15 protein-coding genes are annotated in these 25,808 nt (G+C 35.7%); 5 read left to right on the forward strand and 10 right to left on the reverse strand.

Annotation, left to right across the window (positions count from 1 at the left end; translation table 11 throughout):
• Positions 1-209 precede the first annotated feature (209 nt).
• The gene (locus tag ACOCEA_RS16365; RefSeq protein WP_420757347.1) at positions 210-854 is read left to right on the forward strand and encodes a carboxylesterase family protein; all 645 of its coding nucleotides are present in this window, start codon (positions 210-212) and stop codon (positions 852-854) included.
• 18 nt (positions 855-872) lie between these two features.
• Here ACOCEA_RS16365 and ACOCEA_RS16370 read toward each other — a convergent pair whose 3' ends face one another.
• From ACOCEA_RS16370 to tsaD, 8 genes are all read right to left on the reverse strand, one after another.
• Entirely contained in the window at positions 873-4,376 is a 3,504-nt protein-coding gene (locus ACOCEA_RS16370; RefSeq protein ID WP_420757348.1) for a VCBS repeat-containing protein, read from the reverse strand.
• 188 nt (positions 4,377-4,564) lie between these two features.
• A complete protein-coding gene (locus tag ACOCEA_RS16375) occupies positions 4,565-6,316 on the reverse strand; it encodes a RagB/SusD family nutrient uptake outer membrane protein (protein WP_420757349.1) in 1,752 nt (583 codons plus the stop codon).
• A 65-nt stretch (positions 6,317-6,381) separates the two neighbouring features.
• Complete coding sequence (locus tag ACOCEA_RS16380; RefSeq protein ID WP_420757350.1) at positions 6,382-9,690, reverse strand: SusC/RagA family TonB-linked outer membrane protein; 3,309 nt, start codon at positions 9,688-9,690, stop codon at positions 6,382-6,384.
• Positions 9,691-10,148: 458 nt separating this feature from the next.
• Positions 10,149-11,327, reverse strand: coding sequence for a class I SAM-dependent methyltransferase (locus ACOCEA_RS16385; RefSeq protein WP_420757351.1), 1,179 nt, complete (start codon positions 11,325-11,327; stop codon positions 10,149-10,151).
• Between the two features lie 6 nt (positions 11,328-11,333).
• A complete protein-coding gene (locus ACOCEA_RS16390; RefSeq protein WP_420757352.1) occupies positions 11,334-12,434 on the reverse strand; it encodes an AI-2E family transporter in 1,101 nt (366 codons plus the stop codon).
• Between the two features lie 3 nt (positions 12,435-12,437).
• Positions 12,438-13,088 carry a DUF4159 domain-containing protein gene (locus tag ACOCEA_RS16395; RefSeq protein WP_420757353.1) on the reverse strand — a complete coding sequence of 217 codons (651 nt, stop codon included), beginning with the start codon at positions 13,086-13,088 and terminating at the stop codon, positions 12,438-12,440.
• Positions 13,089-13,191: 103 nt separating this feature from the next.
• Positions 13,192-13,899, reverse strand: coding sequence for a 16S rRNA (uracil(1498)-N(3))-methyltransferase (locus tag ACOCEA_RS16400; RefSeq protein ID WP_420757354.1), 708 nt, complete (start codon positions 13,897-13,899; stop codon positions 13,192-13,194).
• Positions 13,900-13,909: 10 nt separating this feature from the next.
• Complete coding sequence (gene tsaD / locus ACOCEA_RS16405; protein ID WP_420757355.1) at positions 13,910-14,935, reverse strand: tRNA (adenosine(37)-N6)-threonylcarbamoyltransferase complex transferase subunit TsaD; 1,026 nt, start codon at positions 14,933-14,935, stop codon at positions 13,910-13,912.
• Between the two features lie 80 nt (positions 14,936-15,015).
• Here tsaD and ACOCEA_RS16410 point away from each other — a divergent pair, with 80 nt between their 5' ends.
• The 4 genes from ACOCEA_RS16410 (at position 15,016) to ACOCEA_RS16425 (ending at position 22,561) form a co-directional block, all read left to right on the forward strand.
• The gene (locus tag ACOCEA_RS16410; RefSeq protein WP_420757356.1) at positions 15,016-19,440 is read left to right on the forward strand and encodes a translocation/assembly module TamB domain-containing protein; all 4,425 of its coding nucleotides are present in this window, start codon (positions 15,016-15,018) and stop codon (positions 19,438-19,440) included.
• 170 nt (positions 19,441-19,610) lie between these two features.
• The gene (gene pfkA, locus ACOCEA_RS16415; protein WP_420757357.1) at positions 19,611-20,597 is read left to right on the forward strand and encodes a 6-phosphofructokinase; all 987 of its coding nucleotides are present in this window, start codon (positions 19,611-19,613) and stop codon (positions 20,595-20,597) included.
• Between the two features lie 24 nt (positions 20,598-20,621).
• Positions 20,622-21,623, forward strand: coding sequence for a type I glyceraldehyde-3-phosphate dehydrogenase (gene gap / locus ACOCEA_RS16420; RefSeq protein WP_420757358.1), 1,002 nt, complete (start codon positions 20,622-20,624; stop codon positions 21,621-21,623).
• An 86-nt stretch (positions 21,624-21,709) separates the two neighbouring features.
• The gene (locus ACOCEA_RS16425) at positions 21,710-22,561 is read left to right on the forward strand and encodes an N-acetylglucosamine kinase (protein WP_420757359.1); all 852 of its coding nucleotides are present in this window, start codon (positions 21,710-21,712) and stop codon (positions 22,559-22,561) included.
• An 8-nt stretch (positions 22,562-22,569) separates the two neighbouring features.
• Here ACOCEA_RS16425 and ACOCEA_RS16430 read toward each other — a convergent pair whose 3' ends face one another.
• Together ACOCEA_RS16430 and ACOCEA_RS16435 are read right to left on the reverse strand one after the other, a co-directional pair.
• Positions 22,570-22,950, reverse strand: coding sequence for a RidA family protein (locus tag ACOCEA_RS16430; RefSeq protein WP_420757360.1), 381 nt, complete (start codon positions 22,948-22,950; stop codon positions 22,570-22,572).
• Positions 22,951-22,963: 13 nt separating this feature from the next.
• On the reverse strand, positions 22,964-25,753 hold the full coding sequence (locus tag ACOCEA_RS16435; protein WP_420757361.1) for a putative LPS assembly protein LptD: 2,790 nt from the start codon (positions 25,751-25,753) through the stop codon (positions 22,964-22,966).
• Between the last annotated feature and the right edge of the window lie 55 nt (positions 25,754-25,808).

Genomic DNA, 25,808 nt, shown 5'->3' on the forward strand with positions numbered 1-25,808 from the left:
TATTTTAGACTCCCTTTTTTATTTAGACTCCTTTCTTTATTTTGATTTTTGACGTCTTCGTAAGAATAGACTCCAGATTTCTTCGCTATTGGTATTCGAAATACAATTTCTTTATCTTAGGGGAAAAATATAAATTGGTAAAAGCTCTAAAGTATATCTTTATTCTCTCGCTATTTAATAATTGCGCTTCCCAAACAAAACCTATATTGGTGGACTCCGTAATGGAAACCAACATAAAGGAGGAATTGAGCTATTATTTGTATTATCCGGATAGTTATCAAAAGAATCTAAACCAAAAGTTTCCCATTTTACTTTTTTTACATGGGGGAGGTGAAGCTGGGGAAGAGCTAGGTGAAGTTAAAAGAAGTGGACCTCCAAAATTAATTACTGATGGAAAAAGCTTTCCTTTTTTAATATTGATACCCCAAAACCCTTATCCTAAAAAATGGTGGAATACAAGGGCAGTCAAACAGTTATTGGACACGGTTATGGCAAATAATAGAGTGGACCATAATAGGGTGTATTTAACCGGATTAAGTAGGGGAGGTGGTGCTGCATGGGAAATGGCAGTCCAATATCCGGAAACTTTTGCGGCAATGGCCGTGGTGTGTGGAATGACTCCTTTGCCATATGCTTCTTGGATAAATAAAAAAATGCCCATATGGGTATTTCATGGAGAGGAAGATGATTCTATACCAATTGAAGAATCTATAACCATGGTGGATAAATTAAAAGAAATGGGTTACGATGTACGTTTAACAAAATATCCGAATGTTGGTCACAATGCCTGGACTAAGGCTTATACTACAGATGAGCTTTATGAATGGTTTGTAAAACAGGAATTATCAAATTAAAGTACTTATAATTTAACATTAATAGGTGTCCTTTTTATTTTCCAATATTACTTCTCTTGTAATATTGGCTTGATTATCCATAAAAGAGATGGATGTCATATTTGGTGTAATTAGTATAGTTCTACTTGATTGGGAATTAAAACTACTTCCTAAATATGCTTCTGTAAGTCTCATTGACCCATCTGAAAACTTAATAATTGCTTTTATTTCATTAGGATTAAAGTGTTCTATTCTTGAACTATGGTTTATCGTCCTTTCAAAAACTTTTAAAGAATCATTGTTTTGTGATGCAATTACTAGAGGTTTTTTGTTACTATTAATTAAGGAAACGAGAGCTTTACCGTCGCCGGGAACATAAAAGTTGGTTTCTTCCAATGTTAATGTTTTTAATGTTCCACCACCTTTATTTTTTAGAGTTAAGCCAATAAGAGCATCCGCCATACCTTGTTGAACCTCCATGCCAAAATCATTGCCAATCATTAATAAATCTAAATGGTTGTCCATATTTATATCTTGGGGTAAAATTCCATAAATTGGGCCATATTGGGTTTCAATAGGTAATTTATGCATTTTAAATTTGCCTTCACCTAAATTTTCTATCCATGAGGTTTCCATGTAATTGAATGAGAGTACTTTAGCATCATCTAAAAGTCCATCGTCAGCAAACATTTCTGGCAAGGTTGATGCTCCGAATTCTCCAAATGAATTAAATTTCTTTCGAATACCCACATATTGTTTAGTAACATCTTGCCATGGATGGTATAAGTATTCCTTTTTGACACCTACACTATCCCTAAGGTAATAGGAAATTAAAGGATCAATGGTGCCATTATTGTCTAAATCTTTAGCATAAAGTCTAATAGGTTGTTCTTTTGAACCTTGAAAATTAATATTTCTACCAAAATTCCCTGCTACATAATCAATATCGCCATCATTGTCCATATCCATTGAGGCAAGACTGTTCCACCATCCAGATTTATCGCTGACATTGGTAATTGCCGTTATTTCTTTCAATTTTCCTTTAATATTTTCAAAAAACCGAAGAGGCATCCATTCACCGGCCAAAATTAAGTCGGGCCAAAAATCATTATTAAAATCTGTCCAAAGTGCATCACTAATAAGTCCTGGAAACATTAGGTCTTTATTTACCTTTTCGGTAACATCAATAAATTTTATTTGGCCATTGTTGGATTGGTTTTCAAAAATATACGATCTGTCCGCTTCTGGGTATGAAAATGGTAAGACCCTACTGGTGACAAATAGATCCAAATCTCCGTCTTTATCGAAATCTGCTGCTTTAACCGCAGAAGAATTGCTGTTTTTGTCAGGTATCGCATCAGAAAAATCACTAAAATTTCCTTGACCATCATTAATCATTAATTTGTCTTTGTAATAAACATGTCCACTTGGATATTGACCACAACCACGAGCTATGTATAAATCTAAATCGCCGTCATTGTCTACGTCAAATAGCAAAGTTCCTGCATCTTCCTCTAATTTTTCGTCAGTTTTATATGCAACTTCTTTTTTATAAAAAGTCCCATCCAAATTTTGTATGAACCAATTTTCGTTTTCTGACCTACTACCGGCAATAAATACATCTTCTAGATTGTCACCATTTATATCTCCTACAGAAATTGAAGGTCCATATTGAGAGAATTTATGTGGTAGTGTACGTTGAAAATTAAAATCTATAAAATCTGCATCCTTGTTCTGATAATTAAGGTTATATTTTGTAGAAGCCTCTGTAAATAGCGGTTTAGATTTTGCAAATAATTTTTTGTTTATATTGGGATTATAGTTGACGTTTATTTGTTGATTAATGGTAGTATTGGTAACCTTTTGTAGATTTCCGTTAGGCCAAGTTATTAGTAAACTATCAATTGATTTTTTCTTACCTAATCCAAAATGGACTGTGTTTTCTGGTTGGGACAGATATCCTCTACCGGAAAGCACAGAATGTAGTTGCATTTGGCCATCAAAATATAGTATTATAGATGCTCCTATTGCCGCTCGATTTTCTTTTGTTCCATGAAGTTTCACTCTTAAATAATTATCTTCAGGTTTAAGTTTAGTGGCATTATTCTCTAGCAAAAGCACATTGTCATTAATATTATTTATAACAAGGTCCAAATCACCGTCATTATCCAAATCGCCATAGGCGGCACCATTGGAGAATGTTCCAAAGTTTATTCCCCAATCCTTGGTAACATCTTCAAAACCATTGCCTTCTTTATTTCTATAAATAAAGTTGGGAATTTTAATTTCAGGAATAGCCGCAATAAGCTTTTCTTTGCTAACAAGTCTACTGGCAGTTATTCTAAAATCCCCAAAATCCCTGTCTGTAACGTCTTTTGGGAAGCCGTTGGTAATTAATAAATCTTTCCAGCCATTGTTATCATAATCTGCAAATAAGGGAGCCCAACTCCAATCAGTTTCCTGAACACCAGAGTACATGCCAACATCCCCAAAAATAGGTAATTGTGTTTCTGGATTAAGACCCATATTTTGTTGTAGCGTGTTTCTAGTGTATTGATGTTCGTATAAATATTTTTTTGTAAAAATTTCTTTTTGATAACTACTAGGACCTTGAAATAATTTTTTTCTTTTATTGTAATATGGCTGCATTTCAGTAGTAAAAATATCCATTCGACCATCATTATTTACATCTGAAATATCACTGCCCATTGAAGAGAGGCTAAAATGTTTGAATATATCACCTGCACGATTTGTGAATGTACCGTCTGTATTGTTGATGTATACCAAATCATTACTTAGAAAATCATTTGCAACATAAATATCTGGCCAACTATCATTATTAAAGTCATGTATTATGGTACTGTGACTGTAGCCGTGATAACGAATTCCAGCCTTTTTGGAAACATCAATAAATTTTCTTTGATTTAAACTATCAACAAAAACATTTTCATATAATACATCTTTACTCATGGATGTACCATCATCTGTTAAGGGACTAAATTGGTTAGGGTTAATGCCTTCTATCCGGTTTACGCCAATAAACACATCTAAGTCACCGTCCTGATCATAATCAAAAAATTGGGCATGGGAAGAGTAAGTGTTATCATTTAGACCATATTGTTCTGCCTGTTCTATAAATGTTGGTATACTATCAACATTATTGCCCTGATTTATATAAAGTAAATTTCTTCGTTGAAGACTATCTTTTCTAAATGTATTACAAACATAAATATCTAACAATCCATCTTGGTTAACATCGATTATGGAAACACCAGATGACCATTGTAAGCTATCCGGTTTCTGAATTTTGGAAATGCCAGATATATCCTGAAACTTCAATGCCCCTTTATTAATAAATAACTTGTTATCTACTTGGTTACCTGCAAGAAATATGTCATCTAGGCCGTCATTATTAACGTCCCCAAAAGCTACTCCAGCGCCATTATATACAAATTCATTATCTAAAATGTTTATAGAATCATTTTCTGATAACAGATTGTTGAAATCAAGTCCTGAAGAAGAAGCCGGAACTATGGTAAACATAGTATCGGGTTTGTTTTTGCAATTAGCGAGAAATAGTATTGCAAGTATGCCTATTGATTTGATGAGAAACCTATTCATTATATTTCATAAAGTTAGAGTTAACAAAGATGCAAGAAGCATTAAAAAGAAACAAAAAAAGGCTGCCAATTTTTGGCAGCCTTTTTAAAATAATTACAGTTAAACTAAAATTAGTAACCAGGATTTTGTGATAACACATCAGATCCTTGAATATCAATTTGAGTTTGTGGAATAGGGTAGAATTCGTTCTTACCTGAAGTAAAACTCGCACCACCAAATTTAGTCACCAAATACTGTGACTCATATGATAAGTAATCATTCAACTCGGTTGCGGCAACACCCCATCTAACCAAGTCAAAGAAACGGTGGCCTTCTCCAGAAAGTTCCAATTTACGCTCTAACCTTACCGCTGCTGTAGCATACGCTTTGTCAGGGAAGGAAGTGTATTCTGAAATTACATAGTTAGCAGCGTCAGTACCATCATCATTCTTAACCCAATGCTCAGAATTTGCTGCTCTTGCACGAACCCTGTTTACATACTCCAATGCTTTGTCTAAAGTACCTGCTTCAATTTCAGCTTCAGCAGCCATCAAAAGTACATCTGCAAAACGAATAATGTTGTAGTTCATAGTTGCATATCCACGAGTCCAAGAACTACCATCTGTAAATGAGTTTTCTTGGGACTTGTAGTAGATAAACTTCTTTGGAGAATATGGACCTGCATATGGGAAACTTCTGATCCAAGCAGAACCAGGATGTTCTATCCAATCAAGGTAAGGAATACCTTTTCTACCGATAGAATGGTCAATTCTAGGATCTAATGGATCTGGATCTTCAACAAAAGTTGCTTCATCGTTTCCATTGGTAAATACATGTCTGTAGATGTTATCTACTTCATTTGCTGCATCGTCATAAGAACCATCTAACAATGGTAAACCATCAGCACCTGTTCTAAATGTATTCGCTAATTGGATACTAGGCTGAAAGAAACCACAACAGTTACCAGGACCATCAGGACCGGTATTGTATGGGTAGTTCAAATCATCAAAATAGTTTGCATTTTGCGTACTTCCAGTGTTGTTTGCAGATTCAACATCCATTACAGATTCTGCATGGTTATCATTTTCTGCATTAAAAATTTGTGCATAGTCATCTAATAAGTCATAAGCTAGACCGTTCGATGTGGTACCGTTAGCAATAACATCATCAAACCAAGATTTGGCTTCGCCAAATTTTGATTGGAATAACTTGGCCTTACCCATATACGCTGCTGCAGCCCATTTGTTAACACGACCAGCTCCATTAGTACCAGGAAGATTGTCATAGGCAAATTGAAAATCTGCCTCAATTTGACTCCATACCTCAGTTGTATTTGGTATAGAAGGAATGTCAGCAGCTAAAACAGTTTCGTCAAAAACAGGAATACTGTTGAAGTGTTTTTTAAGGTCAAAATAAAAATGGCCTCTTAACATTCTAGCTTCACCTGCAATTCTTGCGGCGTCACCGGCAGTTACATCCGTAGCGTTAGCTAATGCCGCTAAAACTGCATTGGCACGACTTACACCTTCATAACGACCTCGCCATAGGTTGTTTAAATCGCCACTTGTAGGGTCTGTCTCATAACGCTGTATAGGGTTGATAGTCGAGTAATCACCTGCATCTGTACCTTTATTGGCCTCACCACCCATAATAGATCCGGTAACCCAGTGGTTTGGACCTTCAAAACGGTTTCCAAACACCCCATTAAGTGCGGCGTAAGTACCAATTAACAAGCCTTCAATACCATCTTTGGTACCAACTTGGGCATCTGCGAGAGATCCCGTAGGAAGCACTTCCAGAAATTCATCGCTACAGGAAACTCCAAGCATAAGGAGAGACATCGCGACAACGGTAGTCTTTTTAAATTTACTTATTGTTTTCATAGTTTATTTTTGTTTAAAGATATCATTTTTTATAGACATATTCATCACATTTCTAGGTTGTTAGATTATATGCCCATTTCTAGGGTTATCAAATATTGTGGTGAAGAAGGGTAGTTACCCACATCGATACCAAAGTTGGTATCAGCACCACCACCAATTCCTGGATCTAATCCACTATAGTTGGTAATTGTCCAAATGTTATTTGCAGAAAGACCAACTTTAAATTTGCTAAGTCCTAATTTATCCGTTAAATCAATAAAATCATAGGATAATGCTAAACGTTGTAACCTTACATAAGTACCATCTTCTACATACCAAGAGTTACCTGCACCACTCGTACTTAAGTTAGAAGCACTTTCCCAAATTGGGGCACCAGCATTATTTCCTAGTTGAGGAGTCCAAGAACGCTTAGCAGCTTGTCCTTTAGCAGAGCCTTCAAAAGTACCAAAGAAATCTGTAAACCATTTAGATTGGTTAAATATTTCATTACCAACAGAGGCAAACCAATAGGTTTCAAACTCTAAGTTCTTATATTTTAAGTTAATAGTAGCACCACCCGTGTAATCCGGTACTGGAGAACCAATAAAAGTTCTATCATCTGGAGTAATGGCACCATCACCGTTAATATCAGCATATCTAAAACGACCTAAGCCCTTACCATCCTGTGAAGGAGAGTTGGCAACTTCCTCAGCAGAGTTGAAATACCCAATAACCTCATAACCAAAGAAAGAAGAAAGCGGTTGGCCTACAGCGTTTCTTGTGGCTTGGATACCACGGTATGCCCCTCCATCAAAGAAATCTAATCCAGGAGCCAAAGAAGTAAGTTCGTTCTTAAGGAATGAGTTATTCAAAGTAGCTGTGAAAGATAGATCTTCTGAGAAATTACCTCTTGCTATAAATTGAAAATCCACACCAGAGTTTGCCATACTAGCAATGTTAACAGAAGGTGCAGCAGCAAAGTTACCAGTAACACCTGCAAGTGGCAATTGATACAATAGGTCTTCAGTATCTTTTTTCCACCAATCAAGAATAACCTCTATCTTATCATTTAAGAAAGAAGCATCAAACCCAACGTTTACAGTTGTACTTGTTTCCCATTTTGCATCTGGGTTACCAATCCTACTTTGTGCAAACCCTTCATCAGCACCACTATTTTGACCTTGAATTGGGTAAAATGTATTTCCTCTATTAGAAGCATAAAGAGAGTATTGGTTGTTTGGATCTACGTTATTGGAGTTACCCATTTGACCCCAACCACCTCTAATCTTTAAATCAGAGATAAAATCTTGGTTTTGCATAAATGGCTCAGCGATAACCCTCCAAGCACCAGATACCGCAGGGAAAGTTCCATAACGATTGTTGCCACCAAAACGGGAAGCGCCATCTCTACGAAGTACACCCGTTACATAATATCTCTCATCAAAATTATAATCTAATTTTCCAAAGGTAGAGAAGAAATTAACTCCAGAATATAGATTACTGAAGACATTAGGGCTTTGTACTACACTTAAACTTTGAAAATCTAAATCTGTAGAGAATGGGTTAATACCATTACCATTAATGTTTCTACCTGCACCGGTATTCAATGCTTCTAGACCTGCCAATAACTTTACTTTGTGCTTACCAAATAATTTCTCATAGGTAGCCGTATTGGTAAAGGTCCATTGGAAGTTGTATCCACTACCTTCACTGAAACTATTACTAGCTTGAGGCTCTGAATCTCCTAAATATCTAAAACCGTAATTTACAAAATAGTTATTGCTATAAGAACCTCCTAAACTGGTTCTTACAGTAAGGCCGTCAATTGGTTTTAAAAGAAGATAGATATTACCAAAACCACCTATACCGTAACTTTTATCATCTTGTTGATCTAGAGTTTGTTGGCGTACAGGGTTTCTAGGATTGTTAAAACCAGAAGCTCTTGTACTCGCAAAGCTACCGAATTCATCATAAACTGGAATAATTGTTGGCATTCTGTAGGCAGATAGGATTACAGATTCATCATCTGCACCACCAATACCGCCTTCGCCTCCAAAGCCACCTACTACAGATCTGTAAGTTACTTGGAAGTTTTCACCAATACTTAACCAAGGGGCCAAATCCCATTCCGAGTTAAATCTTGCCGTATACCTAGAAAAATCATTGTTAATAAGGATACCTGCTTGATTCTGTGCGGAAAGACCCATGTAAAAACGACCATTTTCATTACCACCATCAAATCCTAATGTAAATCTACTTATTGGAGCCACACGGGTTAATTCCTTATACCAGTTAGTTCCAGCCAAATTAGGTTTGATCAAGAATACATTGGATGGGTCAGCCTCATAGTTAGCTCTTATTTGTGCCAAATTAATATCCGACTCAAACACACCATTTTGACCATCTGCATGCAAGTAATCAGGGAATCTAGGTGTAGCGTTAGATCCATATTGTGGATGTGTGTATTGTGGAGCAGTTCCATTGGCCGCAGCATTGTTCTCATATGCTAAGTGCGTATACTCAGCCATTTCCTGAGGATTCAAGTTTTGTGGAGCACCTGCAACGTTAGGGTCACTCACACCACTGGAAACATTTAAAGTAATATTTGTTTTACGTTTAGTTCTTGATCCTTGCTTAGTTGTGTAAACTACAACTCCGTTTGCCGCACGAGCACCATAGATAGAGGCAGCAGCAGCATCTTTAAGGACTGTGGTAGTTGCAATATCATCTGGATTTAAGAATTCAGTGTTTTGAACGGGAACCCCATCTACTACATATAATGGTTCGTTACCACCAAAAGCACCAAAACCACGAACACGAATTTGTGAAGAGGTACCAGGCTGACCGTTAGTAAGTACAGTTACACCCGCAACCCTACCTTGTAATTGCTGTTCTACGTTACCTGAAGGTATTGCTGCCAATTCTTCAGCTTTCACAATAGAAACCGCAGCTGTAGTTTCTCGTTTTGTTTCTGTTGCATAACCTGTTACAATTACTTCATCTAATGCGGCAGCATCTTCTGCAAGTGTAGCGTTTACAACTGAGTTACCTCCAACTGCTATTTCTGTAGATTGAAAACCTAAATAGCTAAATACGAGAATAGCTCCTGATTCTACGTTTAAGGTATAATTACCGTCGAAATCTGTTTGAGTTCCATTAGTAGTACCTTTCTCAACGACGTTGGCACCAGGAAGTGGTGTGCCTGTATCATCTGTGACAGTACCCGTAACAGTAGATTGAAGTTTAGTTTCCAATTTTAAATTGGAAAAGGTTGTTTTTACATTAGCCATGGCCAAATTAGTGCCAAAACAAATGAACATCATTAAAATACCAATTCCAAAAGAGCGATTCTTTCTTTTGGATTTTAACGATTTGAAATCATGTTTTTGATTCATAATCCTTGTTGTTTGTTAGTTTAAATTAATTTCATTATTAATTTTTTAAAACATATTAGGTGAGTAGTCTAAATGTTAAAAAAAAACCAAATTCGGTATAATGATAACAAAATATTATGAAAAAATAATTAGGGGTAGTTTAATTTTTTTAAAAATAAAGTGTCAAAAAAACCTTGAGTATATTAAGGATATGCTAAAAAAGCCTATTATTATTGGTCTTGTGAGAATTTCAGATGTTCTTTTTTAGTAAAGTGTTGATCTATAATTTTAACAACTTTGTTTGGATATGTGGTAATTTTTTTTGGATTTACAACAAAACTCCAACGTTGTAGCACGCCCTAACTCAAACGTTTTAGAAGTACAGATAACGAGCGTATATTCTTACTTTTTGTGCGATTTTAGCAATCGATTTACTATTGATTTAAAAACAAAAATCTGGAAAACTACTAGGAACCCCATTACGTTTTTGAGCAGCTAATTAATATTAAGTTATCTTCTTTATCCATGGTTAAAAAAATATAGTGGTCACCTCCATCTTTAATTTTATATTTTTTTCTTATGAATGCTACACTTTCAGGGAAATTACGTGATGTAATGTTGGCTTTACCATTTTTATAGGCCGAAATACTATGTTTTGAGAACGGCTCAATTTTATCAATTCTAAATATCCGTCCTGGGAAATCTATTAGTTGATCAGATGTATAGAGATGGGAATGCTTATGAAGCTTATTTAAGTTAAGTTTTTTGCCTAAACAAATAAAGGCACCAGATTTTAAAATAGCCACGTTAGGTTCATATAAATATGAAAGCGGTTCGGAGTAGGTTGAGATTGCTTCTTGTTCTTCCTTTAAATTAAATGTGAATAATTGCTCTTTTGACTTAGTAATGTTTATTGTTTTAATAAAAGGTTCGTCTTTATAGTCCTTTTGTAGTAACCAAAGTATTTCTTTCACCTCGTTATCTAAAGCTACAATGTGAATCTCTTTTACATTTTTAAGCTCATTTATACCTGATTTTATGTCCAATAATGGCCCAGCCTTTATTAGGATGGAATTCGACTTCGAGAAATAAAGATTTAAGTTTGTAGTTACATCCGGAGAACAGTCTTTGAGCAGAAATACCCTTTCCTTACTTTCGGATCTTCTAGAGGGGTCTATGTATATCCAATCATAGCTAGCATGGGTTTGTTCTAAAAAAACACTCCCATTAATATGGCTAACTTTTATGTTATTGGCATTTAGTTGTAAAAAGTTATGCTCAGCAATTTTGGCTAAATCTTCATTTTGTTCTACATAAACAACATTTTGTATCTTTTTACTAAAAGCCAGAGTGTCCACACCAAAGCCCCCAGTTACATCTATGAGTGTTTCGCCGGAAACTAAATCTGCTTTGTACTTTGCGGTAACTTCTGAAGAGGTTTGGGAAATATTTAATTTATTGGGATAGTAAATTCCTTTAGAGGAGAACCATGTGGGTAATTTTTTCCTTGCTTTCGCTTTTGCTTCGATCTGTTCAACAATTTCTTGTTGGGTACAATTTGGGAATACCGATTTTTTAAACAGTAGCTGTATGGGGTCGTTGTCTATGTTTTTGTCAATATAGTCTTGAACCTTTTCTTTTAATAGGGATAAATTCACTCTAATTTATAGGTTTTCAGTAAGCCGTTTGACAATTTTATTATCGGCCAAAAATTGTTTTAAAATAACTTTTAATGCTGTATACCCTGGCACAGCCACAATCATACCAACAATACCAAAAAGAAGTCCTGCTATAATAATGATTAAAAAGATCTCTAAGGGGTGTGATTTGACACTGTTAGAGAAAATAAATGGTTGAGAAAAGAAATTATCAACCAATTGACCAATTACAAGCCCTATAAGTACATAACCAGTATTAGGTACTATTACCGTACTAAAATCAGCATCGAGATTACTGGTCATGGTTAGGGTCAGCATTAATATGCCCCCTATTATGGGGCCAACATAGGGTATTATATTGAACAAGGCACATAAAAAGGCTATTACAATAGCATTTTCAATCCCAACAATTAATAACACTATGGTGTATATTACAAAGAGAATAAATATTTGCAGCAGTAGGCCCACGAAGTACCTGGATAATAGTCCGTTGATTTTCTCAATTGAATTGACCGTACCCGTTTCTTTATTTTTTGGAATAAATATAAGTAGACCATTTTGAAATAATTTGCTGTCTTTCAAAAAGAAAAAAGAGATAAACAACACAGAGAATAAACCAATACTAGTTGTACTCAGTACATTTAAAAATGAATTTAGAAAATCTGGAATAAAGCCTATATCAAGGCCTTTTAAGATATTTTGTTCTAAATCTGTTTCTTCTAAGACATCTTTTACAATTTCATCTGAAAGCCCTAGGTAATTGGTTATTTGACCGTAAAGTTGATTTAAGCTAGTTTGAAGGTCGTCTATATTTAACAAGGATAGGTTTTTACCTTGCTCTGATAGTAACGGAATAAACAACGCAAATATTCCTACTAAAATACTTACCATTAATAACATGGTCAATATCACGGAAATTACATTGGGCAATTTTAATTTTCGTCTTAAAAATAGGACAATAGGCCTACCAATCAAAGCTACTACGGCTGCCATTGCCAAATATGCCAGTACTGAACGAATGATATATAAAAAGTAAAGTGTAAGGGCTATGGCTGCAATTATCCCTATTGCCCTAAGAATACCCTTTGAAATCACACCTGATGTCATATTTTAATTTTTAAAAACATATGAAATAATGTTGGCTCCCATCTGTAGTGCTTTTTGTCTGGTTTCCTCTGGGTCGTTATGAACTGTTGCATCTTCCCAACCATCACCAAGATCTGATTCTATGGTAAATAATAATACAAGCCTTTGATTATGAAAAATACCAAGTGCTTGTGGTCGTTCGCCATCATGTTCGTGTATTTTAGGCAATCCTTTTGGAAATTTATATTCCTGTGAGAAAATGGGGTGGTCAACACCAACTTCCTCCAAGGGTGTGTTGGGAAATAAACGCTCCAATTGTTTTAAGACATATGGTTTTAGGCCATAATTGTCGTCAATATGTAAAAAGCCACCTGCAACTAAATATGTTCTAAGATTTTCTAAAGCACTATCGGAGAAAACCACATTGCCATGTCCTGTCATATGTAGAAACGGGTATTGAAAAATGAGATTACTTTCCGGTGCTACGGTCTTTGGTTTGGAATTAATTCTTGTGCCAATATTTTTATTGCAAAAATCAATGAGATTAGGTAATGCGGTAGGATTGGAATACCAATCGCCACCACCTTGGTATTTTAAAATTGCAATGTCCTGTGAACTAGATGCATAGCTAATAAACAAAATAATGACTAAAAATATCTTTTTTGACGATGGCATGAATTTGATAGTGTTATATTCAAATTTAAGCAATATTAAAACTAATTAGATACGCAATACATTATTGCTTTAAAATTGACATTTATTAAAAAGTAAAAATAAACTATCCGTTATTTACCATATTTACTATAGTACAGGCCACTATAGCTGCGGTTTCTGTACGCAATCTATTATTTCCCATAGAAACCGGCAAAAAACCCTTGGCCATTGCAGTTTTTATTTCATTTGGTGAAAAATCGCCTTCTGGACCTATGAGTATTGTGGTGGGTTGGTCAGGTGCAATTTTTCTTTTTAATTCGTAACGTTCATTATCTTCACAATGGGCAATGAACAATACCCCATGCATAGGGGATTTCATGATCTCATTAAAACTTATAGCCGGATTTACTTTGGGTAAATACGCTTGAAAAGACTGTTTCATAGCGGACTGTACCACTTTTTCAAAACGTTCTAATTTTATTGTTTTTCGTTCTGATCTATCGCAAAATATTGGTGTTATTTCATGAACACCTATTTCAGTGGCTTTTTCCAAAAACCATTCATACCGATCATTCATTTTGGTGGGTGCAACTACCATGTGTAGCCAATGTTTCTTTGGGTGAACGGTTCTAGTCCCAATAATCTCAACGGTACAATTTTTTGGATTGTCATCTGTTATAATGGCATTAAAAAACAATCCTTTTCCATTGGTTATACTTAGCTCATCACCAACCTTTCTTCGCAACACTTTTACAATATGCCTGCTCTCACCAGAATCAAAAGTGAAGTGAGTAGTTTTATTTTCAAGTTCTGGATTGTAAAAAAGTTGCATGGACTATGAATTAAATGACATATCTGGCTTTTGCCGAGATGTCATGGTTGACAAAATCTGCATTTTTATATTTTAAATAACCTACTATACCAATCATACCGGCATTGTCTGTGCAATATTCAAATTTGGGGATATATACTGCCCAGCCAAGTTTGTCTTGAGCGTCTAATAAAGCTTTTCTAATTCCAGAGTTTGCAGAAACACCACCACCTACCGCTACTTTTCTTATGCCTGTCTTTTTTATTGCTTTTTTTAACTTATCCATTAAAATATTTACAATCGTATATTGTATGGAAGCACAAATATCCTCTAAGTTTTCCTTGATAAAATCTGGGTTTTCTGCGGTGTTTTTTTGTATAAAATAGAGAATACTTGTTTTTAATCCGCTAAAACTAAAATCCAGTTCTTTTACCTTGGGTTTGGGAAATTCAAACTTGGTTGGATTTCCTAATGCGGCATATTTGTCTATTAAGGGTCCGCCAGGGTAGGGTAAGCCTAATATTTTGGCGCTTTTATCAAACGCTTCACCAACAGCATCGTCTAATGTTTGGCCAAGAATATCCATCTTAAAATAGTCATTAACTCGAACAATTTGTGTGTGGCCACCACTAATTGTTAATGCCAAGAACGGAAAGGTTGGAGCCTTCATTTTTTCATCATCAATAAAATGTGCCAAAATATGGGCTTGCATATGGTTTACCTCTATTAACGGGATGTCTAAACCAAGTGCCATCGACTTTGCAAACGACGTTCCTACCAATAGGGACCCCATTAGTCCAGGCCCACGCGTAAATGCTATGGCTGATAATTGTTTTTTATCGATATTTGCTTTGGCTAAAGCTTTATTTGTTACAGGAACAATATTTTGTTGATGTGCGCGTGATGCCAGTTCGGGTACCACACCGCCATATTCCTCATGAATTTGCTGATTTGCCACCACATTGCTAAGTACGGAATTGTTTTTTAGAACTGCGACCGAGGTATCATCACAAGAAGATTCAATGGCAAGGATATAAATAGTTTCTTTTTCCGGCATGTTTGGAATAAAAATTGGAGTACAAAGGTAAAACATAAAGCCCTATCAAAAAACTAAGGAAAATACTGATTCGAACCCTATTGGTTCTTTTATTGATATGTGTTTTAGGGACCATCGTACTTTCCTTGCCCATTGTACAGACCAAGCTTGCAAATTATGCCACAAAATCCATCAACAAGGAATATGGTACCAACATAAATATTGATCGCTTGCGGGTATCCCTAATTTCTTGGGATACTGCAATAAAAGGGGTATATGTTGAGGATTATAAAAGGGATACACTGTTTTATATAGATGAGTTAAAAACGTCTATCGTAAGCATTGGTAATCTTGCCCAAGGAAGATTGGAATTTGGTGATATAGAGATAAATGAGCTCCATTTTAAATTGAGAAACTATTATGGTGAACAAACAACAAATATTAATGTTTTTGTTGATAAGTTAGATGACGGTAAACCCAGGGACCCAGGCACGCCACCATTTTTCTTTTCTTCCAGTTATATAGATATTGCAAAAAGTAGGTTTCAATATATAGATGACAATTTGGAATCCCCAGAAATGCTAAATTTCAAGGATTTGAATATTACCGCCAATGATTTCCAAATTTTAGGCCCTGAAGTTTCTGCAGATATTGACAACTTATCTTTTTTAAGTAAGAGGGGAATTAAGGTAGCACAATTAAAAACCGATTTTAAGTATACCAAGCAGCAAATGAGGTTTGATTCGTTAGCTATTAAAACCCCATTGTCCACTTTAGATGGCAATTTGATTTTCAACTATAACAGGGAAGATTTTAAAGATTTTTTGAACAAGGTAAATGTTGTTGCCAACTTTGAGGAATCCATCGTTTCTTTTGATGAAATCAATCTTTTATACAATGAGTTTGGTAGTGGGAAATCTGCAACCTTTACAACCAATTTAAATGGTGTTTTAAATGATTTAAACGTGGAGGATTTATTCTTGTTTTCAGATAATACTGGAATAAGGGGGGATTTCAATTTTAAGAACCTGTTCAACAAACAGAAATCATTTGTTCTTAATGCGCAAATGAAGAATATCACCAGTAGTTACTACCAGTTAAATGCCCTATTACCCAATTTAATTGGTAATTCACTGCCTTCAACTTTTAGTAAATTAGGACAATTTACGATAAGGGGAGGTGCTATGGTTACAAATTCTTCTGTAGATGCCAAAGTGAACATAAACACGGCCATAGGAAGCAGTTATGCTGATATCGTTTTAAGTGATTTTGACAATATTGATGATGCTACTTATGTTGGGTTTATCTCGTTGATCGATTTTGATTTAGGGGATTTTGTAGCGCGAAAGACTTTGGGTAAGACCACCTTGGATTTTAATGTAGAAGGTAGGGGTTTTGCTCAGGAAAAGTTAAACACGGAAATTATTGGACAAATCTATGCCATTGATTTTAATGGGTACACCTATAATGATCTAAAGGTATCCGGATTGCTTAAGGAACAATTGTTTGATGGTTCATTGAAGAGTAATGATGAAAACATAAGATTCGATTTTCAGGGAATTGCTGATCTTGGTAAAACAAGGAACAACTTTAATTTTAATGCCTCTGTTGATTATGCGGATTTTAAAAAATTAAATTTCATTGCGGATAGTGTTTCTATATTTAGGGGTAATGTAAGTATGGATATCAATGGTACAAATTTGGACAATATTGTTGGCGATATCAAATTTACACAGACCAATTACCAAAATGCCAATGACACCTATTATTTTGATGATTTTGCAATTACATCCTCTTTTGAAAGTGATTCTGTCAGGATAATAAACATAAACTCTCCAGATATCATTACCGGTTTCATGAAAGGTAATTTTAGGGTTAATGAATTGGGCAAACTGGTACAAAACTCCTTGGGTAGTATCTATACCAATTATAGACCTTTTGAAATTTCACCAGGCCAGTATTTGAACTTCAATTTCAAAATTTATAATAAAATTGTAGATGTCTTTTTTCCAGAAGTTAAGTTTGACCCAAATACTTTTATAAAAGGCAAAATTGTATCAGATGAAGGAGATTTTAAATTGAACTTTGAATCTCCCAGTATAATTGCATTTGGCAATGAAGCGGATAATATAGAGGTCACCATTGATAATAAAAACCCATTATTCAACACCTTTGTTTCGGTTGGCGATCTTAACACACCATACTATAATTTAAAAGATTTTAGCTTAATAAATACTACCTTAAAGGACACCCTGTTTTTTAGGTCGGAGTTTAAGGGAGGAAGTGAATATAATGATAGTTATAACCTTAATTTTTATCATACGTTCAACAAGGAAAATAAATCTGTAATTGGCCTTAAAACTTCTGATATAAGTTTTAAAGGGAATAAGTGGATATTGAACAAAGATGGCGATTCAAAGAACAAGGTTATCGTCAATAGGTCCTTGGATAGTATTACAATTCAAGAAATTGTAATGAACAATGAACAGCGAGAGCAGATTAGGTTAAAGGGCCAGTTGGCAGATTCTACCTATAAAGACTTACAGCTTCAATTTAAAATTGTTTCCTTGGATAAGATTACCCCAGTAATTGATAGTCTAAAACTTCAAGGAGAGGTAAATGGTAATTTGAATATTCTTCAAAAAGATGGTATTTACCTACCATCATCCAACCTAGGTATTACTGGATTTGGCATTAACGGTATTGACTTGGGCGATTTGGCCATAAGTATTGTCGGGAACAGGGATCTTACCGAGTTTCAGGTAAATTCCCAACTAACTAGTAATGGCATTGAAAAGTTTGGGGTAGTAGGTAAAATAGAAAACAAGGAAAAGATTCCCAAAGCAAACCTAATGGCCAATTTCAATAATTTTGATTTAGAACCATTTAGTCCGTTGGGTGAAGGGGTTATTGATAATATTAGAGGTGATTTAGATGGTCGTGTAAGTATTACAGGGGATGTAGACAATCCAAATTTTGATGGTCTGCTAACTTTGGATAATTCTGGAATTGCCATACCGTATTTAAAAGTTGATTATAGTTTTGCGCCCAGGTCACGTGTTCGTTTGTCCAATCAGACATTTAATTTTGATAATATTGCGCTTACCGATGTTGCCAGGGGTACCCAAGCTAACCTAGATGGTACTATTACCCACAGTTATTTTGATAATTGGGTGTTAAATTTAAATGTCGATACCAATAACAATAGGTTCCTGATATTGGATACAGAATTTAAAGAAGGTGATCTTTATTATGGAACTGGTTTCCTTAATGGTACCGGTCGTATTTACGGCCCAACAACAGCATTAAATATAAGTGTTGATGGAGAGACGGCAAGAGGTACGTCCCTAAAAATACCCTTAAGTGATGTTGCTAGTGTTGGAGATTACTCCTTTATAAACTTTGTCGAAAAAAATAGCCTTAAGACCATTGAGGAACAAAGGCAATTAAAGGATTATGAAGGTCTAGAATTGGAGTTTAACTTAGATGTGACGCCAGATGCTGAGGTTGAGATTGTTACCGACACCAAAACAGGAAGTTCTCTAAAAGGTACGGGGGAAGGTATTTTATTAATACAAATTAATACCAATGGCAAATTTGAAATGTACGGGGATTTTGTTGTGGTCACGGGAGAGTTCAATTATAAATTTGGGGGTATAATAGATAAAAAGTTTAGGGTGCAGCCGGGAGGAACTATCAATTGGGACCAAAAACCTCTGGAAGCTGATCTGGATATGGAGGCAGTTTATTCCCTTAATGCCAATCCAGCACCTTTGTTGGGAAATCAAAGCTATACACAAAGAATACCAACAGACGTAGTTATACGGCTTACTGGAGAGCTCCAAAGTCCTGATATAGAATTTGGAATAAATTTCCCAGGTACTAATTCTATCGTGCAATCTGAATTGGATTATAGGTTACAAGATCCAACCGTGGCAGAGAAAAATGCCATTTTCTTGTTAGCGCAAGGTACTTTTGTAAATGATCAAAGTGGCATTAACCAACAGGCAATCACGGGGAATCTGGTACAAAGCGCATCAGGTATTTTAAACTCGATTCTTAGTGGAGGCAACGATAAGTTAAACTTTGGTCTCTCATATGAACAAGGCATACAGAATACTGATATTGAAACTAATGATCGTATTGGTGTTACCGTTTCAACCCAGATAAGCGATCGGGTGTTGTTTAACGGTAAGGTAGGTGTGCCAGTTGGCGGTGCCAGTGAAACGTTGGTGGCTGGTGATTTTGAAATACAGTTATTGCTAAATGAACAGGGAAGCCTAAGTGCAAAATTTTTCAGTCGGCAGAGTGAGATCCAAGCGTTTTTACCCGATCAGCAAGGGTCCACACAAGGCGCTGGCCTTTCTTATGAGGTAGATTTTAATAGTTTTAAGGAATTGTTTAGAAAAATCTTAAATAAAGAGCCAAAAGTTAAGGAAAATCAAATAGAGAATAAAGAACCTATTTCAACAATGGGAGAGGATAGCTTACTGCGTTTTTATGCCAAACCTAAATCTATTCAGTAAGAAATGTAGTCTCCAAGATTATGATTAAGTTAATAAAACATAGGTTTAGATTATTTTTTGATTAAAATATAACAACGAAAACGATTTTCATCACTTTTGTGTCAAATGCTACGGTTTAGTATTTCGTTATTGCAATAACTTTTACTAATTTCGTTGGCTTAAATTTTTCGATGTCTTCACAAATTAAAAAAATAGGGGTACTTACATCTGGTGGTGATTCACCAGGGATGAATGCCGCCATAAGATCAGTAGTTAGGACCTGTGCATACTTGAAATTAGATTGCGTTGGTATTTATAGAGGATACCAAGGTATGATAGAGGGTGATTTTAAACCTATGGATGCACGAAGTGTTAATAATATTATCAATAAAGGGGGGACTATTCTCAAGTCTGCCAGATGTATGGATTTTAAAACCCCAGAGGGTAGAAAAGTTGCACATGACCAATTGTTAAAAGCGGGTATTGATGCTTTTGTTGTGATAGGGGGAGATGGTAGTTTTACTGGGGCAATGATTTTTAACCAAGAATTTAATTTTCCTGTAATTGGCATACCAGGTACTATAGACAATGATATTTTTGGTACAACTTTTACTTTAGGTTTCGATACGGCCTTGAATACGGTTGTAGATTGTATTGATAAAATAAGGGATACGGCAAGTTCCCACAACCGACTTTTCTTCGTGGAAGTTATGGGAAGGGACGTAGGTCACATAGCATTGAATGCAGGTGTTGGAGCAGGAGCGGAGGAAATTTTAATTCCTGAGGAAAATTTAGGCTTGGATCGACTTTTAGAATCTTTGAAAAGGAGCAAGGAGTCTGGAAAATCCTCGAGTATTGTAATTGTTGCCGAAGGCGATAAATCCGGTAAGAACGTATTTGAGCTAAAGGAATACGTTGAGGAGCATTTACCAATTTATGATGTAAGGGTATCCGTATTGGGGCACATGCAACGTGGTGGTGCGCCATCATGTTATGACAGGGTTTTGGCCAGTAGAATGGGGGTGAAGGCCGTTGAGGCTTTATTGGATGGTAAAACAAACCTAATGGTTGGTATACAGGATAATAAATTGACCTTAACACCTATAAATAAGGCAATTAAAGGGCATACAAAAATAGACAAGGAACTAATTAGGGTTTCAGAAATAATGACAACATAATTTTAATCGATAAAAACAGAGAAAATGTCAAATTTAAAAATAGGAATTAACGGATTCGGTAGAATAGGAAGACTGGTGTTTAGAACAACAGTAAAACGTGGTGATATAGATGTAGTTGCAATCAATGATTTGTTGGATGTTGAACACTTGGCCTATTTATTGAAATATGATTCTGTTCATGGTGCTTTTGATGGTACTATTGATGTAAAAGATGGTAACTTAATTGTAAATGGTAAAACAGTTAGGATTACTGCAGAAAGAGATCCTAAAAATTGTAAGTGGGATGAAGTTGGTGCAACTACGGTTGCAGAGTGTACAGGTATTTTTACAACATTGGAAACTGCACAATATCACATTGATGGGGGTGCTTCTAAGGTGGTTATCTCAGCGCCATCCAAAGATGCACCTATGTTTGTAATGGGCGTAAACCATAAAGAGGTAAAAGCTACTGATACAATTGTTTCAAATGCATCATGTACAACCAACTGTTTGGCCCCAATGGCAAAAGTATTGAATGATGCTTTTGGTATTGAAGAGGCATTGATGACTACAGTACACGCTACAACTGCTACTCAGATGACAGTTGATGGCCCATCTAGAAAAGATTGGAGGGGTGGTAGAAGTGCCATGTTGAACATAATTCCTGCCTCAACTGGTGCTGCCGTAGCAGTTACTAAAGTAATTCCAGCTCTTAAAGGAAAACTTACAGGTATGGCTTTTAGGGTTCCAACAGCGGATGTTTCTGTGGTGGATCTTACAGTACGTTTAGAAAAGGAAACTTCTTACGAGGAAATCAAGAAAGCTTTTAAAGCTGCCTCAGAAGGAGAGTTAAAAGGTGTATTAGGTTATACCGAAGAAGCTGTAGTTTCACAAGATTTTGTTGGTGAGGCTAAAACTAGTGTTTTTGATGCAGATGCTGGAATTGAATTAAATTCTAAATTCTTTAAATTAATTTGCTGGTATGATAACGAAGCAGGTTTTTCTAACAAGATGGTAGACTTAATGCAACACGTTAATACGCTATAACGAACATTTTGTTTAATAATTTAATAATCCTGATTATAAGGTAAATTTTCCTTATTTTCAGGATTATTTTTTAAAGGGATATTAATATGATTTTAATAGTGGACAGTGGGGCAACCAAGTCAGATTGGATTGCTTTGGATGATAAGGGGAACGAGCTTTTTTTAACCCAAACATTAGGTTTGAGCCCAGAGGTGTTGACCAAAGATGTTATAGAGGATAGGTTGGCAAATAACTTTGAGCTCTCTAAAAACAGGGAGAAGGTAACAAACCTTTATTTCTATGGTGCGGGTTGTGGTACCGATAGAATGAAAAAGTTTTTAAAGGATATTTTTAAGGAATTTTTTCCCAATTCCAAAACAGATGTAAAAGAAGATACCTATGCCGCTATTTTTGCGACGACTAAAATTGGCCATCAAGGTATTGTTTGTATTCTAGGAACGGGTTCTAATTGTAGTTATTACGATGGTAACCAACTGTTCCAAAAAGTTACTTCCTTAGGGTATATACCCATGGATGATGGTAGTGGTAATTACTTTGGCAGAAAATTGATCCGTGATTATTACTTTCATAAAATGCCTGGTGATTTAGGTCTTAAGTTTGCCCAGCAATACGATTTAGAGGCAGATACCATAAAGGAAAACCTTTATAAACAGCCTAATCCTAATACTTATTTAGCGACCTTCGCACGGTTTTTAATAGAAAATAAAGAGCATCCATATTCAAAAGGTGTTATTGATAAAGGTTTTCAGCAGTTTATTAATAACTATGTTATGCAATTTGAACTGGCTACAAAAGTTCCAATTAATTTTGTTGGTAGTATTGCCCATTATTTAAGGGATGAGCTCACTTCTGTGTTAAAACGAAATGATTTGATAGTTGGTGTTATTCGTCAACGTCCTATTGAAGGCTTGGTAGAATTTCATAGGGAGAATATGTAAATCCCAATCTATTTTACGGCAATCATAGAAATTTCAACATTTACGAATTTTGGTAAATTAGCAACTTCAACCGTTTCTCTAGCAGGAGCGGTTTCTGCATTAAAATAGGCACCATAAATCTCGTTAACTTGAGAGAATTGATTCATGTCGCTCAAAAATATAGAGGATTTTACCACATTTTCGAATGTCATATCAGCTTCTGTTAGTATAGCTTCTAGGTTTTTCATTGATTGCTCAGTTTCCTTTTTTATGTCACCACTTATTAGTTCCCCTGTTTTAGGGTTTAATGGAATCTGACCAGAAATATATAATGTATTTCCGCTTAGAATGGCTTGGTTGTATGGCCCAATGGGTGCAGGGGCGTTTTCGGTATTAATTATTTTTTTCATAAGGTTTAGGTGTTTAGTTCCTAATAGGTTGACTACGGTTTTCCCATTTTAGGTCACTTAAGATTGATGCGTCTATACCGATAAAGAAATACCATCTTTTGTATTGCCCAAAGGGTGTCCAGTTAAATCGCATTGAAAAACTTTTTAGGTCCCTTTGAAAACGTAATTGGGTAAGCGTAAAGCCTTTATTTTTAAAATCGTAACCAGATGAGCCACCAACGCTCCAGCGCGGGGAAAGTTCTATATCTCCAGAAAACATTAGTGAATGGCTACTAAACTCATTTTGCCTTGCAGGATTGGAATACGTAGCGGAATAGGCCAATCTGAAATTCCAAGGAATTTGGGTCCCATAGACCGGATTTTCTATATCTTCATCTTTGTCCTTAGAGCGTATTGGGTTGTCAGAGAAACTGTCCGCCCTTCCAAAAAGATCATCGGTTCTACCACCGCTTTGGGCTACATAGTCAAATGGATCATCTTCCTCATCTTCCTTTGTATCATCTTTCTTTTTGCCAAACATATCACTACTAATGGAATAAGAGACATTGGCATTTGCCCTGGTCAACCTGAATAAGCTACCACCGTTATCTATATTCCAAGTTTCTATTCTTCGACCATTGTTATCTATGGCATAAGGGTCAAGACCAGCTGAAAAGTTAACGGACATTTTATTATTTAAAAGATTGGTGCCACCGTTAACGTTTAACGGACTTAGTCTTAAAGAATCCGATTCCATATTATAAGAGGTAGAAATATTAAAATTACTTAATATAGGTACTTTTTTAGGTTCCAATTTGGTAGAATCCTTATCCCTGACTTTTGCTTCCAGTGTATTTGCCAATGAAAAACTTAAACTATTGGAACGTCCTAATCTAGGGGCGCCGTTCAGTGTACCTTGAAACCTACTATATTGTACTACATCACCGTCACCATCAATATATTCATCATAAAACTGTTCAAAAGAAGGGGCATAGCCATAACTTAATGATGGTCTCATTACGTGTCTTATTGCCTGAATTTTTTTGTCTTCACCAAAATCAAAAGTACCGTATAGTGTTGTACCTATACTTGCACTTAAGTTGTATTGGTTATAACGGTCAAAACCATTTATACTATCTGTAACCACAGTTCCTGAATCATTATCAAATCGTTTGGCAAAGGTTTCCAAGGCCCAAACATCCTCATAGCTCCCGCCCATGCTAACACTAAAAAATTTAGCCACCTTAAAATTGGTGCTTATGGGTATGCGGTGTCTTGCCCCAACAACAGCATTGTCAAACATCCTTCCCGTTAAAAAGTCATCATCATTAGTGGATAAGCGGTTTTGGGCGTTTACATCATATTGGAAGTTAATATTCTGTATGGCCCCTTTTTTTATGCCATCCCTTTTGGCAAAAGGAAAAATACGTTCCATACTCGCTTGAAACGTGGGTAAGGTCATAGTGATATTATTAGCATTTGAAGAGGTGGCGGCAGCAGATGTAAGTTGGGAATGTGTTGCCGTTAAACTCATATTTACAGAAGGATACTCTGGAAATGTTTTGGAATAGGATATAGAGGATGATAAGGTGTTATTTTGTGTGTTGGGTAAATTTCTTTGTTGTAAGGAATTTCGATAATATTCACTACTCCCTAAGTTAACCGATGCTGAAAAGCGCGAATTTGGACTAGCTTTTGTGTCTTGGGAATGTGATAGTTGAATATTATAGTTTTTTGTCAGGCTATAATCACTAAAACCCTTCTGGCTTCGTACCTGGTTTTCATATCTAAAGTTAAAGTTGCCACGGTATTTATAGCGTTTAGTATACACCGATGTTGCCCTAACTCCATAACTACCGTTTGTATAAAAGTCACCGGTAAAGGTAACATCGGCATAATCCCCTAGGGGAACATAATAACCCATGTCCTGTAGAAAATATCCAGTATTAGGGTCATTACCAAATGAGGGCATTAATATACCTGCAGCACGTCCTACTGAGAGTGGAAAATATGCAAATGGCATGGCAATTGGCGTAGGAACATCTGCGATGTATAAGTTGCTAAAACCGGCAATTACTTTCTTTTTAGGAACAAATTTAGCTTTCCTTACCCTTATATAGTAGTCTGGATTAACCGTGTCCTTGGATGTTGTTATTTTTGCTTCGCTTAAAAAATAAACCGAATCATTTTCTTTTTTAGTGATATCAGCATACACCTTCATGGCGTCGCTACCTAACTGTCCGGCAGCAGCTTGTTGTTCGGTTCTTGAATTCCAAATAAGGGCCTTTTGCGTATCAAAATTAAACCTAATGGAATCGGGAATAACGATATTTGAACCTTGCTTAAAATAGGGCAGCTGGGTAAAGTTGCCTAAGGAATCTTTTAATCTACCTGCATAGACCTCATTTTTTAGGTAGTCCATGATAATAATGCCAGCCTTTAGTTCAGTATCTTGATAATAGATTTCCGCTTCGTTATAGAGATATATCTTGTTTTCTTTTTGGCTTAATTTTACATAATCTTTTGCCTTATATGTGATTTGATCTAGTAGTAAAGGCGGCTTTTGGTTTAGGCTATCTTTGGCCAAGGAATCCCTCATAACACTATCAACGACAACAGGTTCTGGATAAAGTGGGGCCGTTAGCGTGTCTTTTTCAGCCTTGATAATCAATGGGGTTACCTTATCTTCTTGGGCTAACAGGGATAAGCAGCCAAAATAAAGCAGGAATATGAAAAGTAAGTACTGTTTATTTGATTGCAAGGCTATATATCCTATTTTTGTAAAGGTTTGGCGGTTTAGAAAGCCATTTGTTTCAGATGTCAAACTTACATATATTTTTTATTCCCGTTACAGGGAATTACCATTATTTTAACCATTA

Source organism: Maribacter luteocoastalis (assembly GCF_048890225.1).
In the GTDB taxonomy this organism is placed as follows: Bacteria; Bacteroidota; Bacteroidia; order Flavobacteriales; family Flavobacteriaceae; genus Maribacter; species Maribacter luteocoastalis.

Excerpts from the sequence above, each read along its gene's own strand:
- ACOCEA_RS16370 (WP_420757348.1), bottom strand. The coding sequence starts at position 4,376 with ATGTTTACCATAGTTCCGGCTTCTTCTTCAGGACTTGATTTCAACAAT.
- ACOCEA_RS16375 (WP_420757349.1), bottom strand. The coding sequence starts at position 6,316 with ATGAAAACAATAAGTAAATTTAAAAAGACTACCGTTGTCGCGATGTCT.
- ACOCEA_RS16380 (WP_420757350.1), bottom strand. The coding sequence starts at position 9,690 with ATGAATCAAAAACATGATTTCAAATCGTTAAAATCCAAAAGAAAGAAT.
- ACOCEA_RS16390 (WP_420757352.1), bottom strand. The coding sequence starts at position 12,434 with ATGACATCAGGTGTGATTTCAAAGGGTATTCTTAGGGCAATAGGGATA.
- ACOCEA_RS16395 (WP_420757353.1), bottom strand. The coding sequence starts at position 13,088 with ATGCCATCGTCAAAAAAGATATTTTTAGTCATTATTTTGTTTATTAGC.
- ACOCEA_RS16400 (WP_420757354.1), bottom strand. The coding sequence starts at position 13,899 with ATGCAACTTTTTTACAATCCAGAACTTGAAAATAAAACTACTCACTTC.
- tsaD (WP_420757355.1), bottom strand. The coding sequence starts at position 14,935 with ATGCCGGAAAAAGAAACTATTTATATCCTTGCCATTGAATCTTCTTGT.
- pfkA (WP_420757357.1), top strand. The coding sequence starts at position 19,611 with ATGTCTTCACAAATTAAAAAAATAGGGGTACTTACATCTGGTGGTGAT.
- gap (WP_420757358.1), top strand. The coding sequence starts at position 20,622 with ATGTCAAATTTAAAAATAGGAATTAACGGATTCGGTAGAATAGGAAGA.
- ACOCEA_RS16425 (WP_420757359.1), top strand. The coding sequence starts at position 21,710 with ATGATTTTAATAGTGGACAGTGGGGCAACCAAGTCAGATTGGATTGCT.
- ACOCEA_RS16430 (WP_420757360.1), bottom strand. The coding sequence starts at position 22,950 with ATGAAAAAAATAATTAATACCGAAAACGCCCCTGCACCCATTGGGCCA.